Here is a 13247-nt window from a genome sequence, read left to right as displayed (position 1 = left end):
CCACACCTGCTGAATCTGATCCGGGACTGCCAGTTCGATACGATCTATCACGAGCATTATTCCTACCTTTCATTGCTTTCAGTGCGGCAGATCTTCAATGCATGCGGCCTCCGGGTCTTTGATGTAGAGCGCTTGCCGACCCATGGCGGGAGTTTGCGGGTCTGGGGCTGCCTTCAAGGCGCAGGCCATATGGAAACTGAGGCTGTCCATGCGGTGCTGGCGCAGGAACGCGCCGCAAGCCTCGATCGGGCTGAGGGGTATGCGCCATTCCAGGGTCAAGCGAATGCGCGCAAGAACGCGTTCCTTCGCTTCCTGCTGAGTGCGCAACGGGATGGGCGGAGCGTTGCAGGGTATGGCGCCGCGGCGAAAGGCAACACCTTGCTCAATTATGCCGGGATCAAACCGGATTTGCTGCCATATGTGTGCGATGCGGCCCCGTCCAAGCAAGGCAAACTCTTGCCTGGAAGCCATATCCCCATCCGCTCGCCCGAAGCGCTTGAGCAAGACCCGCCTGATTATCTGGTGATCTTCCCGTGGAACATTGCGGATGAAATCGAACGCCAGTTGGCGCACTTGAAACGCCAAGGCACTCAATTCATCACATCCGACATTCCGGAGGCTTGAGGCGTGCGCATTCTAATCACGGGCGCCACGGGCTATATCGGCCGAGCGCTCCTGCCATCATTGTCTCGTTCGGGTCATGTGCTCCGATGTGTGGTCCGGGACCCGTCGCAGACACTTGCAGGCGCAGATGAGCATGTCGTCTTGCCCGACTTGTTCACGGCTTCCGATGGCGAGCTTCGCGCGGCCCTGAACGGGATTGATCTCGTCATCCATCTTGCCTGGTATGTGGACGCCCGGGACTATCTGCATGCTCTGGACAATCTCGTATGCGTGTCCGGCACCCTCAGGCTCGCCCATGAAGCGCTTGAGCTGGGTGTTAGCAGGTTTGTCGGTGTCGGAACCTGTCTGGAATATGATGCGAACTATGGCTATCTCACACCTCAGACCCCGCTCGCGCCCGTATCTGTTTATGCGTGCGCCAAAGCAGGCGTCTACCAGACTCTGCTCGCAGCATACGAGCGCGCAGACTCAGACTTTGCCTGGGCCAGGTTGTTCCACATTTATGGCGGGCAGGAAGACCCTCGCCGGCTGACGCCGTACTTGCGCGCCCGTCTCGCGGCGGGGCAAGTCGCCGAATTGACCTCCGGTCGCCAGATTCGCGACTACATGCACGTGGATGCAGTCGGTGAGCAGCTGTCCCGGTTCGCTTTGTCTGAAACTTCCGGCGCCGCCAATATCTGTTCGGGCGACCCCGTCACAGTCGCCAATTTCGCGCTAGGCATCGCGGCCGAATACGGCCGCGAGGATTTGTTGCGGTTTGGGGCTCGGCCTGATCGACCTGGCGACCCGGCTTGCCTGGTGGGCGAGCCCTGGAGCGCCGCTCCAGCTATCGGGGAAAGCCGGTCATGACCTCGACGCTCAAAACCCTTCTCCGCTTTGAAGGCTATCCGGCGTTACAGAACAAGATGTTCGACACCCGCCAAGCCGCATTGAACAGCCCGACCGGGGATATCCATCTGGTCGAGTGCCTTCAGACAGGACTGGTCTACAATGCGGCCTTTGAACCTGACCTCGTGGTCTACGATCAGGATTACGAGAACGATCAAGGGTTCAGCCCGCGGTTTGAAGCGCATCTCAAAGACGTTGCCGACCTTGTTCTGGAGCAGATGCGCGGACCGTCCTTTGTCGAGATTGGCTGCGGGATGGGGCGCTTTCTGCAGGTGCTGCGGGAGCGGGGCGGACAGGTGCGCGGTTATGATCCCGCCTATGTTGGGGATGACGGCGATATTGTCAGCGCGCCCTTTACGGGACAGGAGCCTCTGGCGGGCAGCCATATTGTGCTGAGACATGTTCTGGAGCACGTACCGGATCCAGTCGGATTTTTAGCCGACATGGCCGCCAAGGCCGACCCGGGAACTCTCATCTACATCGAAGTGCCGTGTTTTGACTGGATTTGTGAAGCGCGCGCCTGGTTCGACATCTTCTACGAGCACGTCAACTATTTCAGGCTGTCAGACTTCCACAACATGTTCGGGCGGGTCCTGTTCGCTGATCGTGGTTTTGATGGCCAGTATCTGCGCGTCATCTGCGACCTCTCCACCTTGCGTGTCCCGACCTATCGGCCTGATCATGCTGTGCGTTTTCCGGACGACTTCATGAAGGGCGTGGAGGAAGAAGTGAGCGCGCAGCAAGGAGCTCAGCCGGTGATCTGGGGCGGAGCCTCAAAAGGCGTTATTTACGCTCTGCTATGCCAGCGCGCGGGCTGCGCCGTACAGCGGGTCATCGACATCAATCCCGCCAAGCAAGGACGTTTTCTGGCGTCCACAGGGCTGGAAGTCATGAGTGCGGAAGCGGGCTTGAAAGACTTGCCTGCAGGCACTGAAATCACCGTCATGAATGCGAATTATCTAGATGAAATTCAGAGCATTGTCGGTGATCGTTTTAAATTAAGAGGCATGTTCAGTGGATCAGTATGAGACCGAAGTCAGGAAGCGCCTGCAGACGATGTCGCAGGACGCTGACTTGGAGTCTGCAGCCAAGGCCTTTCTCGAGGCCTCAATTGTAGCTCAGTACTCCTATAACTTCAACTGGTTAGGCGTACCCATCATACAATACCCGCAGGACATCATGGCGCTGCAGGAAATCGTCTGGCAGGTGCGTCCCGATGTAATTGTGGAAACCGGTATCGCGCGCGGCGGCTCGCTGAGCTTGTCCGCCTCTTTACTGGCGCTGCTGGACCTCAGCGAGATGGAAGCGACAGGCCAACAGGTTTCAAGCCAGCGGCGCGTCATTGGTGTCGATATTGATATCCGACCCCACACCCGGCAAGCCATCGACAAGCATCCGTTCAAAAATCGCATTACGATGATTGAAGGGTCTTCAGTGGACACAGACGTCATCGCATCCGTGCGCCGTGCAGTGGGAGATGCGAAGACCGTTCTGGTCTGCCTCGACAGCCATCATGGCCATGATCATGTGCTGCAGGAGCTGGAAGCGTATGCGCCGCTCGTCTCTGTCGGGAGCTATTGCATCGTCTTTGATACAATTATTGACGACCTTGAGGATTCCTTGCTCTTCGACCGGCCTTGGGGGCCGGGCGACAATCCCAAAACAGCCGTTGAATTCTGGCTAAAGAACCACAATGAATTCGAAATAAACAAAGAGCTGAACCACAAGCTACAAGTTACTGTCGCAAAAGACGGCTACCTCATAAGAAAGAAATAAGCCTTTACACCAATTGCAGGCATAGCTCTTCTTCGAGAAAAGAAGCCAGGCACGCCGCCTTTCCAGAATTTTCTCTACAAGGTGTTCGCGCCTGAACGAATGTGCTGTCAGAGTGGTTTCTTGGCGGCGGCTTCGGGATGTGAGCCAACTGGCCCTATTCTCGCCCGTCGCGTTCCAGTTTGCGACGCACGGCCTCAGCCGCCGCATCGGCCGTCTTGTCGCGGCGGGTCCTGGCGGGCTTGGTGAGGAAGATGAACGCCACCACCGCGCCCGCCGCCAGAAGAAGCGTCAGCTCCAGCATGGCTAGAGCCCGAAGCGCGCCCAGGCGGCGCGCAGCTCCACGCCGTCAAGAGCGATCCCGAACAGGCGGCTGAGCGGCCCCTGACTGGCGGGCGTGAAGACTTTTGTGCGGGTGTCCTTGCCAAAGCGCGCTTTCAGCACGGTGCGCAGATCGCCGATCTCGTCGGCGATTCCGTTTTCGATCGCTTCGGTTCCGGTGAAGACAGAGCCGTCAAACAGCTCTTCGCCCTTTTGGGGTTTGAGCTTGTCGCCGCGGCGCGCTTTGACGAGGTCGATGAACTGGAGGTGTACCGAATTCAGAAGCCGCTCCATGCGCTTTTTCTGCTGATCGGTTTCAGGCGAGAACGGGTCTGCGATCAGCTTGCTCTTGCCGGCGGTCTTCACCCGGCGTTCAACGCCCAGCTTTTCCATGGCTTCAGTGAAGCCAAAGCTGGCGTTGATCACCCCGATCGAGCCTATAATGGTGGCGGGATCAACGAAGATCTCATCGCCCGACACCGCCAGGAAATACCCGCCAGACGCCGCCACATCTTCGCAAAAGGCGAGAACGGTTTTCTCTTTCTCCACCGCCAGCGCGCGGATGCGTTCATGGATCAGGCGCGACTGCACCGGGCTGCCGCCAGGCGAATTGATCAGCAAGGCGACGGCTGGCGCATCCTTGATCGAGAAAGCGCGCTCGATCTGTTTCTCAACCCGCTGCAGGTTTAGCGCATTGGCGTTGCGACCGCCTGACATGATCATGCCTTCAAGGCGGATCACCGGCACCAGCGGCGTGTCCTGTCCCAGAAGCTGACGGACGGTCTTTTGCGCTTTTGTCCAGGCCGCACTCAGGGTGTCTTTTGCTGACATTCTTTGTCTCTCCAACCAGATAGGAAACAGTTGGGGGTTTTAGCGGCGCAAGGCAAGGCGGCGCTCGCCGCGGAAGATGGCGTCAGCCTCCGGCGTGAAGCCTGATCCGCCGGTTTCGTGCAAGGTCAGGGGCGGCAGGAGTTGAAGCGACCCCTTGCCGGTCTTGATCGCCTGCACCACCACGCGCTTGGCGGGCTCTGCGGCGCGCGCCTGAACAGGCAGGATGACGACCGCGCCCGCCCGCCCTTTCAGCGCGAGAAGCAGATCATCAAGCCGGTCGGCGCGCTGGATCACCGTCAGCACTCCGCCTGATTTGAGCCGTTTGAGCCCCGCCTCCATCCACGCCTCAAGCCCGGCGTCCGACATCCAGGCGGGGGTTTTTCCGCTCTTGGGCGCGCGCAAGGTCGTCGGGTCGTCAAAGAAGGGCGGGTTGAAAAACACCGCGTCCAGCTCGCGCGCGGCCTTGAAGCCCAGCGCATCGCCCTCGGTCACCGAGACCCGGTCTTCACACCCGTTCAGAACGATATTGCTCTGCGCCAGGGCGGCCGCTTCAGGATCACGCTCAATCCCGGTCAGATGCGCGTCTGGATACAGCGCCGCCGCGCTCAGCAGCGCCGCGCCCGCGCCGCAGCCGAACTCGAGCGCGCGCTGGCCCGGCTTCAGCCCCAGCGCCGCCGCCAGCACCGCCGCGTCCATGCCGGCGCGATAGCCGTCTTCAAGCTGGTGCAGTTTGATCTTGCCGCCCAGAAAGGCGTCCGGCGCACGGGTCACTGTTCCGCATCGTCCTTGAGCGCATCAATCAGCATGGCCTTGGCGCGATCGGCATCCTGCTCCCGGACCAGAATCCGGCGCTTGATCCAGGGCAGCGCACCGCCAAAGGTCGAGGAGGTCTGCTCGTCCAGCGTCACCGCCTCGATCCCCGCCTCCTTGAGAATCGCCTGGGCGAAACTCAGTTTCACGGGATCGTTTGTCGCAAGCACTTCGATCATTTGGGTCTCCGCCCTATATGGTGTTGAGGCATAATGAACCATCCAATGCGTTCGCACAGCGTCATGTGCTTGCCGCGTCATGGGGCGCCACCTATTGTGCGGCGCGCTGAACGAGAACATCAAGGGGCTCGGGGTGAACGGACTCCCTCAGGCAGATATTCCGGCAGAACCGGTCAATCCGGTGATCCGGCTGGCGACGCTCGCCAGCGATGACATGGCCGCTGTTGAGGCCGTGATCGAAGAACGTATGGCCAGCGCCACCCATTCGATCCCGCAAACGGCCGACTATCTGGTGGCTGCGGGGGGCAAGCGCATCCGGCCGCTGATCACCGTCACCGCCGCGCGCATGCTGGGCTATGAAGGCGCGGGCCATGTGTCATTGGCGGCGGCGGTGGAATACATCCACTCCGCGACGCTGCTTCATGATGACGTGGTGGACGAAAGCGAGCTGCGCCGCGGCAAGGCGCCCGCCAACGCCGTCTGGGGCAATGCGCATTCCGTGCTGGTCGGCGATTTCCTGTTCGCGCGCTCTTTCATGATGATGGTCGATGCGGGCTCCATGGACGCGCTGCATGTTCTCAGCCGCGCCGCGTCCGTGATCGCCGAAGGCGAGGTGCGCCAGCTGGCCGCCGTGCGCAATATCGACATCACTCGCGCTGAATATATGAGCATCATCGACGCCAAGACCGCCGCGCTGTTCTCGGCCGCCGCCCAGGTGGCGCCGATCCTGAACGGCTCGGACAAGGCCGTCGAGGACGGGCTGGAGACCTATGGCCGCGAGCTGGGCCTCGCGTTCCAGCTGGTGGACGATGCGCTCGATTATGGCGGCATGGCGGCGGAGCTCGGCAAGAACACCGGCGATGATTTTCGCGAAGGCAAGATCACCCTGCCCGTCGCGCTGGCGCTGGAAGCGGCGGACGACACCGAACGCGCTTTCTGGAAACGTGTGATCAGCGATGGCGAGCAGTCGGACGCTGATTTCGACGAAGCGCTCGCCATCCTCAAAAAACATGGCGCGCTTGACGCCACGCTCGAGGCCGCCCGCGCCCATGCCGCGAACGCGGTCAATGCGCTCAACATCGCGCCCCGCAACGAGTGGACAGAGGCGCTGGCCGCCCTGCCCGAGTTTGTTGTGGAACGCGCATACTGATCCTTGAGGGCGGCGCAGAGCCGCCCTTTTCACATCTTCCCCAGAAAGAGGTCCGCCATGCGCATCTCCAGCCAGTTTGATTCCGGCAATATCGTTGTGAAGTCCGCTTCCGATCCCAAGGACATTCGCCTTGAGATCAAAAAGGACAACGGCTCGGACTTCTACCAATGGTTCCATTTTCGCCTGTCCGGCGCGAAGGGCCAGACCTGCCGCATGGTGATCGAGAACGCCGGCGGCGCGGCCTACCTCGATGGCTGGGACGGGTATCAGGCGGTCGCGTCCGAAGACCGTGAGCATTGGGAGCGTATCGAGACGTCTTACGCTGACGGTCAGCTCGTCCTCTCCCTCACCCCTGATGCGGACGCCGTCTGGATCGCTTATTTCGCCCCCTATTCCATGGCCCGCCATGACGCCCTGATCGCCGCCTGCCAGGCCGATCCCCGCGTCACGCTCGATGTGATCGGCGAGACGCTGGACGGTCGCGATATCGACCGGCTCATCGTGGGCGAACCCGGCGACGGCAAGAAGACGCTGTGGATCACCGCGCGCCAGCACCCCGGCGAGAGCATGGCGGAATGGGCGGCCGAAGGCCTTCTGGAGCGTCTTCTGGATGACAATGATCCGGTGGCGCGCGATCTGCTGTCAAAAGCCGTCTTCCACATCGTGCCGAACATGAACCCGGACGGGTCGTTTCGCGGCCATCTGCGCACCAACGCCAAGGGCGTGAACCTCAACCGCGAATGGGACAAGGCGAGCGCCGAGAACTCTCCGGAAGTCAAATGCGTGCTCGACGCCATGGAGCAGACTGGTGTCGACTTATTCCTCGACATGCATGGCGATGAGGGCCTGCCCTATAACTTCATCGCAGGCGCCGAAGGCGTGCCGGGCTGGACGGAGAGCGATCAGAAAAAGCTCGACGGCTACAAGGCCGAGCTGAAACGCTTCAACCCCGATTTCCAGACCGCGTTCGGCTATGACGTCGATGCGCCGGGCGAAGCGGACCTCTCCATCGCCACCCACTGGATGCGGCATCATTTCAAATGCCTCGCCATGACCCTGGAAATGCCGTTCAAGGACAATGCGGACATGCCTGACGCCATCTATGGCTGGTCGGCAGAGCGCTCGATGAAACTCGGCGCCAGCCAACTCGACGCCATTCGCGCGATGCTCGATCGGCTCTGATCTGAACAAACGGCATGGATCCCCCGCATGAAGCGGGGGATGACAATTCAACACTATCCTCTTCCCCGGCGAAGGCGGGGGAGAAGGGAAAAGTTCTTCTCGAACCGTCATCCAGTCCGAATGGAGCAGTCTACCGCCCCACGACCCGCCCAACCGACACGTGAAGCGCGGTCAGGACCACCGTCCAGAGCGCGAACACCATCGGCACGGCGCCGTCCATCATCTGGGCGGCGATCAGGCCTGTGAGCCCGATCCCGGCGGTCAGCCCGCCATAGACGAGCGCGATCTCCTGATGGCTCCAACCTGAATCAATCAGGCGCTGATAGGCGTGCTCACGATGGGCCGACAGCGAAAACCGGCCATGCCGCGCCCGGCGCAGCAGGGTCAGCAGAACGTCCGCCAGAAAGACCAGCACGAACAAGGGCGCAAGCCAGAGCGTGCCGGAAAAGCCGTGATTGACCAGAGCCAGCGCACCGCCCGCATAAAGCGCCCCTGCGCCCAGCGCGCCCACATCGCCGGCAAACAGTTTCGCCGGCGGCCAGTTCAGCACAACAAAGCCGGCAAGGCTCGCGGCCAGCAAGGCCCCCGCAATGACGCTGGTCATCACGCCTGCCGCCAGCCCGGCGACGCACAGCGCAATGCCGGCGGGGATCATCACCGCAGCGAGAATGCCGTCCGAGCCATCCATAAAGTTCGCCGCGTTCACGACCACGAACACAAAGAGCGCCGAGCCGACCCAGCCGACGAGCAAGGGCAGCGCAAAACCCAGCTCATAGGTCAGGCCGAACCGGGTGACGGGTCCGGCCGTGGACACCATCGCCGCGCAGAAAACGATGAAGGAGACCAGTTTGAGCCGTTCATCGAGCACAAAGAGGTCATCGAGAAACCCCAGCAGGCCGAACAGCGCCGTCACGATCAAGACGCCCCCCAGCGCCGAAGCGCCCAGAGGAAAGGCGCTGGCCACCAGCGCCCCGGCGCCCACGCCCGCCAGAACGCCCAAACCCCCGCCGCGCGGCGTAGGGGTCTTGTGACTGGACCGAGCGTTCGGCAGATCGAGCACGCCGCCCTTCAAGACCAGCACAGAGACGACAAAGCTGACCAAGGCTGCGGTGAGCGCCATGGCGATGAGCGCGCCGCTCACGCTGCGCCCCCGAACACCACAGCGCGGCTGGTCCAGTCCGGGTGCTCGCCTGCGATCATACGGGACGCCCTGTCCGCCGACTCCGGCGTTTCGAACAGCGCAAAACAGCTCGCCCCGGACCCGGACATGCGCACAAGGCGCGCGCCGGGCTGGCGCTTCAGCGCGGCCAGCGCGCTCTCGATAACCGGACAGTGCGCGATCGCGGGCGCCTCAAGATCATTGCCGTCCAGCGCCAGACGATTGAGCGCCGCCTCCAGATCGCCCGCCAGCATGGGCGCCCCCGCTGACAGCGGCTGAGGCGCTGTCGCATCATAGCCCTTGAACACGGACCCAGTGGGCACCGGCGCGCCGGGATGCACGATCACGCCATGAAGCGCCGGCCAGGCGATCAGCGGCGTGACGCGTTCGCCGATCCCTTGCATCCGCAAAGGACGGGCATGCACGCAGGCGGGCACATCTGCGCCGACCACCGTACCGATCTCTGCAAGTTGCTTGAGAGAAAATCCGAGATCCCAGACCCGGTTCAACACGCGCAGCGCCGCCGCCGCGTCCGACGATCCGCCGCCGAGCCCCGCCGCGACCGGCAAATGCTTGTCCAGCGTCAGATGGGCGCCCAGCTCGGGCTGGTCCGCCGCCGCGCGCAAGGCGTAGGCGGCTTTGAGCACCAGGTTTTGCGGATCAGACTGCAGGCCCCCCGCCCCCGGCCCCGTGAGGTTTAGCGTCAGGGTGTCAGCGGGCTGCGCGCTCAACGCATCGCCCCAGTCCGCGAACACCACAAGGGAGTCGAGCGGATGGTAGCCGTCAGCGCGCGGCGGACCGACGCGCAGGCTGAGATTGACTTTGGCGGGGGCGAATTCACTGGCTGCGTCTGTCATGACGCCGCTCTCATGGCAGATCGGGCGGCCCGGCGTCCAGTCCCAGCTCCAGCCGGCGCTCGATCAGCTCACGCTCGCCCTCATCCAGATCCAGCTCCAGCGCCCGGCGCCATTGGAACTCCGCCTCCAGCTGACGGCCGGCGGCGGCGTAGGCGTCGCCCAGATGCCAGTTATTGGTGGCGCTGTCCGGGCTCAAGGTGACTGCACGCTCCAGCCAGTAGATCGCATCACGCAAATTGCCGAGCTTGTAATGCCCCCAGCCCAGCGAATCCGTAATGGCGCCATTGGACGGGTCCAGCGACACCGCGCGCTGAACCATGCGCAGCCCGCGTTCGAGCTGCTCACCCTTCACGATCAGATTATAGCCAAGATGATTGAGCACCAGCGGCTCGTCGAGCGCCTGCTCCAGCGTGTGTTCGAACAAAGGCTCCGCCACGTCCCAGCCTTCGACGATTTCGGTGCAGGCCGCCTGATAGAACACATAGCGCCAATCCGCTTCGCCACGCTCCTCACGCGCTTGTTCAACCACATGCGCGTAAATCGGTATGGCGTCGCTACAGCGATCGGTCACGCGGAGCATATCCGCCAGCAAGAGCTGATGCGGGATGGTTGGACTTTGCTCGACCAGCGCGCGCGCCTCATCCACCAGGCTCTCGCGCTCCTCCATCCGGAATTGCAGCCAAATCCGATTGACCCGGGCGCCCTCATACAGCGGGCCGTCGTCGATCTTGGCGTATTCAGCCAGCGCCGCCTCTTGCAGATCGAGACTGTCGAGCATCTGGGCGATGGTCAGGGTGTTGTAATGAAAATTCGGGTCCAGACGCTGGATCACGCGCAGGAACAGCACCGTATATTCGCCGCCCGCCCGGTTGCTGACGATGGAGGCTGGCGGAAACAGCGCCCGCGCGGCGGCTTCCCGCGCACGCGGAAACCGTGGCGGACGGCCGCCATGGTCCAGACGCGCCAGCGCCGCTTCCACATCAGGGCGCTCGACTGAGCGGATCTCCAGCGCCTCTTCATAAAGCGAGCGCGCCGCATCCACTCGTCCCTGACGCTCCAGAAATGCGCCATACATCAGGGTATTGAAAGTGATCAGGCCAGGCATGCCGGCGCGGGCGTTCTGATAGGCGGCGTCCGCCGCTTCATCCTGGCCCAGATGCTCGAGAACGAGCGCGCGATGCAGCCAGTGCTCGGCTGAGGGTGTTTGCGGCGTCGCCAGACTGATATCGCTTTGCGCCCAGGACACCTCCTGCCCCCGCGCAATGGCGTCCCAGTCTTGAAGAATATCGGTGACGAGGTTTGAAAACACGCCGACGGCGTTGTTCTCCAGCTCAACAGGCTCCCGGCCGTGTCCAAGGCTCAGGGCGCGCCAGTATATGCCGGCGATCTGAGCGGTCTCCGGATCATTGGCGGCCTGCTCGGCCACCTGATCGGCGCGATCGAAATCTCCCGCCACCAGGGCGGCGAAGAAAGCGCGCTGCGAGATCAGCGTCGAGTCCGGCGCCCGGTCTAGCGCCTGAGCGTACAGCTCGGACGACGCTTCCAGATCGCGAGACGAGCCGGCGTAGCGCGCCGCCAGATAGGAGCCGTAGACCGAACGTTCTTCATGACCGAACCCGGCGTCAGGCAAGCTGGCGCACGCGCTTACGCTCAATCCAAGGCCCAGGCCCAGGATCGAGGTCAGCGCGGCGCGAAAGCCGGTGTCGGGGCGCATCTTCGCCCCGCCCTTACATGTTCGGATAGTTGGGACCGCCACCGCCTTCAGGCGTGGTCCAGTTGATGTTCTGGTTGGGATCCTTGATGTCGCAGGTTTTGCAGTGGACGCAGTTCTGCGCATTGATCACGAAGGTCGGCTCTCCGCCTTCGTCCGGCGTCACCCATTCATAGACCGCCGCCGGGCAATACCGCGCGGACGGGCCGCCATAGACATCATATTCGGACGACTTCTGCAGCGCCGGATCCTTGAGTTTCAGGTGGACCGGCTGGTCTTCCTCATGATTGGTGTTCGAGATGAACACCGAGGACAGACGGTCAAAGGTCAGAACGCCGTCAGGCTTGGGATAGTCGATCTGCTTGCATTTGTCGGCGGGCTTGAGCGCCTCTGCGTCACTGCCGCCATGGCTGAGCGTGCCGAAGATCGAGAACCCGAACAGATAGTTGGTCCACATGTCCATACCGCCCAGCGCGACGCCCAGCACCGTTCCGAACTTCGTCCAGAGCGGCTTGGCGTTACGGACGGTCTTGAGTTCTTTTTTCACCCAGGACTTGTCATAGGCTTCAGCGTAAGCGGTCAGCTCGTCGCCCTGACGCCCTTCGGCCAGCGCGTCGAACGCGGCTTCAGCGGCCATCATGCCGGTCTTCATGGCGTTATGGCTGCCCTTGATGCGCGGCACGTTCACGAACCCGGCCGAACAACCGATCAGCGCGCCGCCCGGGAAGGTCAGCTTGGGCACGGACTGATAGCCGCCCTCGGTGATCGCCCGCGCGCCATAGGACAGACGCTCGGCGCCTTCAAAGATCGGCGCGATGTCAGGGTGGGTCTTGAAGCGCTGGAATTCGCCGAACGGGAACAGGTGCGGGTTCTTGTAGTTGAGGTGCACCACAAAGCCGACCGAAACAAGATTGTCACCGAAATGATAGAGGAAGGAGCCGCCGCCCGTGGAATTGTCCAGCGGCCAGCCCATGGTGTGCTGCACGCGGCCCTTCTTGAAATTCTCCGGCTTGATGCGCCAGAGCTCTTTCATGCCGATGCCGAATTTCTGCGGGTCGCGGCCTTCGCTGAGTCCGTATTTGTCGATCAGTTGCTTGGACAGCGAACCGCGCGCGCCTTCGCCGATCAGGGTGTACTTGCCGCGCAGCTCCATGCCGGGCTGGTACATGTCCTTGTGACCGCCATCGCGCGCGACGCCCATATCGCCGGTGATCACACCTTTGACGACGCCGTCTTCCTCGATGAACTGGTCCGCCGGGAAACCGGGATAGACCTCAACGCCCATGGCTTCAGCTTTTTCAGCCAGCCAGCGGCACATGGTCGCCAGCGAGCCGACATAGCAGCCATGATTGTGCATGAAGGGCGGCATGCCGAAGCCGGGGATCGTGGCGGAGCCCGCCTCGCCCAGCGCCATGAAGACGTCTTCGGTGACTTCCGTGTCGAACGGCTGGCTTGGATCATTGCGCCAGTCCGGCAGCAACTCGTCCAGCGCCTTGGGATCGAAAACGACGCCTGACAGGATGTGCGCGCCGACTTCGGAGCCTTTTTCAAGGACGGCGATGGTCAAATCCTGCCCGGTTTCTTCGCAGCGTTGTTTCAGACGAATCGCCGCCGCAAGACCGGCTGGGCCAGCCCCTGCGATGACCACATCGTATTCCATGGATTCGCGCTCAATCGCCCCGTCGGCCATGTCGTCTCCTCAAGTCTCAGCCCCTGCCGCGCTCATTCGCTGGCGCCGCATTCTCTTTCGTATTAACCCAGG

14 protein-coding genes are annotated in these 13247 nt (G+C 62.3%); 6 read left to right on the top strand and 8 right to left on the bottom strand.

All coding sequences use genetic code 11. The features are described 5' to 3' along the window. From B3M53_RS02125 to B3M53_RS02110, 4 genes are all read left to right on the top strand, one after another. Positions 1-624: methyltransferase C-terminal domain-containing protein (locus B3M53_RS02125; RefSeq protein WP_273020797.1), on the top strand; the 624-nt coding region annotated here is incomplete at its 5' end. Positions 625-627: 3 nt separating this feature from the next. After that, positions 628-1473, top strand: coding sequence for an NAD-dependent epimerase/dehydratase family protein (locus B3M53_RS02120; RefSeq protein WP_273020799.1), 846 nt, complete (start codon positions 628-630; stop codon positions 1471-1473). Next, entirely contained in the window at positions 1470-2540 is a 1071-nt protein-coding gene (locus tag B3M53_RS02115) for a class I SAM-dependent methyltransferase (protein ID WP_273020801.1), read from the top strand. Before B3M53_RS02120 ends, B3M53_RS02115 begins: the two co-directional genes overlap by 4 nt. Beyond that, positions 2527-3288, top strand: a complete 762-nt coding sequence (locus tag B3M53_RS02110; protein WP_273020803.1) for a cephalosporin hydroxylase family protein — start codon at positions 2527-2529, stop codon at positions 3286-3288. The genes B3M53_RS02115 and B3M53_RS02110 overlap by 14 nt, the downstream gene beginning before the upstream one ends. 154 nt (positions 3289-3442) lie before the next feature. Here the strand turns inward: B3M53_RS02110 and B3M53_RS02105 are convergent, their stop codons facing one another. Genes B3M53_RS02105 through B3M53_RS02090 form a run of 4 tightly spaced genes read right to left on the bottom strand, consistent with a single transcriptional unit; the run spans position 3443 to position 5426 of the window. Beyond that, a complete protein-coding gene (locus tag B3M53_RS02105) occupies positions 3443-3589 on the bottom strand; it encodes a hypothetical protein (protein ID WP_022701699.1) in 147 nt (48 codons plus the stop codon). Positions 3590-3591: 2 nt separating this feature from the next. Next, positions 3592-4437 (bottom strand): S49 family peptidase, encoded by an 846-nt coding sequence (locus B3M53_RS02100; RefSeq protein ID WP_273020805.1) that lies wholly within the window; start codon positions 4435-4437, stop codon positions 3592-3594. Positions 4438-4476: 39 nt separating this feature from the next. After that, positions 4477-5208 (bottom strand): tRNA1(Val) (adenine(37)-N6)-methyltransferase, encoded by a 732-nt coding sequence (locus tag B3M53_RS02095; RefSeq protein WP_273020807.1) that lies wholly within the window; start codon positions 5206-5208, stop codon positions 4477-4479. Then, positions 5205-5426, bottom strand: coding sequence for a DUF2007 domain-containing protein (locus tag B3M53_RS02090; protein WP_022701696.1), 222 nt, complete (start codon positions 5424-5426; stop codon positions 5205-5207). Before B3M53_RS02090 ends, B3M53_RS02095 begins: the two co-directional genes overlap by 4 nt. Positions 5427-5640: 214 nt before the next feature. On the opposite strand from B3M53_RS02090, the gene B3M53_RS02085 reads away from it, so the two are divergent. Together B3M53_RS02085 and B3M53_RS02080 are read left to right on the top strand one after the other, a co-directional pair. Continuing rightward, positions 5641-6576, top strand: a complete 936-nt coding sequence (locus tag B3M53_RS02085; protein WP_349678817.1) for a polyprenyl synthetase family protein — start codon at positions 5641-5643, stop codon at positions 6574-6576. A 57-nt stretch (positions 6577-6633) separates the two neighbouring features. Continuing rightward, the gene (locus B3M53_RS02080) at positions 6634-7758 is read left to right on the top strand and encodes a M14 family metallopeptidase (protein ID WP_273020811.1); all 1125 of its coding nucleotides are present in this window, start codon (positions 6634-6636) and stop codon (positions 7756-7758) included. Positions 7759-7888: 130 nt separating this feature from the next. Here B3M53_RS02080 and B3M53_RS02075 read toward each other — a convergent pair whose 3' ends face one another. Genes B3M53_RS02075 through B3M53_RS02060 form a run of 4 tightly spaced genes read right to left on the bottom strand, consistent with a single transcriptional unit; the run spans position 7889 to position 13175 of the window. Beyond that, on the bottom strand, positions 7889-8899 hold the full coding sequence (locus B3M53_RS02075) for a hypothetical protein (protein ID WP_273020813.1): 1011 nt from the start codon (positions 8897-8899) through the stop codon (positions 7889-7891). After that, positions 8896-9774 carry a 4-(cytidine 5'-diphospho)-2-C-methyl-D-erythritol kinase gene (locus B3M53_RS02070; protein ID WP_273020815.1) on the bottom strand — a complete coding sequence of 293 codons (879 nt, stop codon included), beginning with the start codon at positions 9772-9774 and terminating at the stop codon, positions 8896-8898. The genes B3M53_RS02075 and B3M53_RS02070 overlap by 4 nt, the downstream gene beginning before the upstream one ends. Before the next feature lie 10 nt (positions 9775-9784). Continuing rightward, on the bottom strand, positions 9785-11488 hold the full coding sequence (locus B3M53_RS02065) for a tetratricopeptide repeat protein (protein WP_273020816.1): 1704 nt from the start codon (positions 11486-11488) through the stop codon (positions 9785-9787). Positions 11489-11501: 13 nt separating this feature from the next. Continuing rightward, positions 11502-13175, bottom strand: a complete 1674-nt coding sequence (locus tag B3M53_RS02060) for an electron transfer flavoprotein-ubiquinone oxidoreductase (protein ID WP_273020819.1) — start codon at positions 13173-13175, stop codon at positions 11502-11504. Positions 13176-13247: the final 72 nt, after the last annotated feature.

The organism is Oceanicaulis sp. UBA2681 (assembly GCF_002354675.1).
Classification (GTDB): domain Bacteria; phylum Pseudomonadota; class Alphaproteobacteria; order Caulobacterales; family Maricaulaceae; genus Oceanicaulis; species Oceanicaulis alexandrii.
Note: the sequence above shows the minus strand (reverse complement) of the source record. Positions and strands in the feature narration are given on the sequence as shown.

What these genes read in the sequence shown, in the direction of transcription:
- B3M53_RS02115 (WP_273020801.1), top strand. Translation starts at nt 1,470, where the DNA reads ATGACCTCGACGCTCAAAACCCTTCTCCGCTTTGAAGGCTATCCGGCG.
- B3M53_RS02105 (WP_022701699.1), bottom strand. Translation starts at nt 3,589, where the DNA reads ATGCTGGAGCTGACGCTTCTTCTGGCGGCGGGCGCGGTGGTGGCGTTC.
- B3M53_RS02100 (WP_273020805.1), bottom strand. Translation starts at nt 4,437, where the DNA reads ATGTCAGCAAAAGACACCCTGAGTGCGGCCTGGACAAAAGCGCAAAAG.
- B3M53_RS02090 (WP_022701696.1), bottom strand. Translation starts at nt 5,426, where the DNA reads ATGATCGAAGTGCTTGCGACAAACGATCCCGTGAAACTGAGTTTCGCC.
- B3M53_RS02085 (WP_349678817.1), top strand. Translation starts at nt 5,641, where the DNA reads ATGGCCGCTGTTGAGGCCGTGATCGAAGAACGTATGGCCAGCGCCACC.
- B3M53_RS02080 (WP_273020811.1), top strand. Translation starts at nt 6,634, where the DNA reads ATGCGCATCTCCAGCCAGTTTGATTCCGGCAATATCGTTGTGAAGTCC.
- B3M53_RS02070 (WP_273020815.1), bottom strand. Translation starts at nt 9,774, where the DNA reads ATGACAGACGCAGCCAGTGAATTCGCCCCCGCCAAAGTCAATCTCAGC.
- B3M53_RS02065 (WP_273020816.1), bottom strand. Translation starts at nt 11,488, where the DNA reads ATGCGCCCCGACACCGGCTTTCGCGCCGCGCTGACCTCGATCCTGGGC.
- B3M53_RS02060 (WP_273020819.1), bottom strand. Translation starts at nt 13,175, where the DNA reads ATGGCCGACGGGGCGATTGAGCGCGAATCCATGGAATACGATGTGGTC.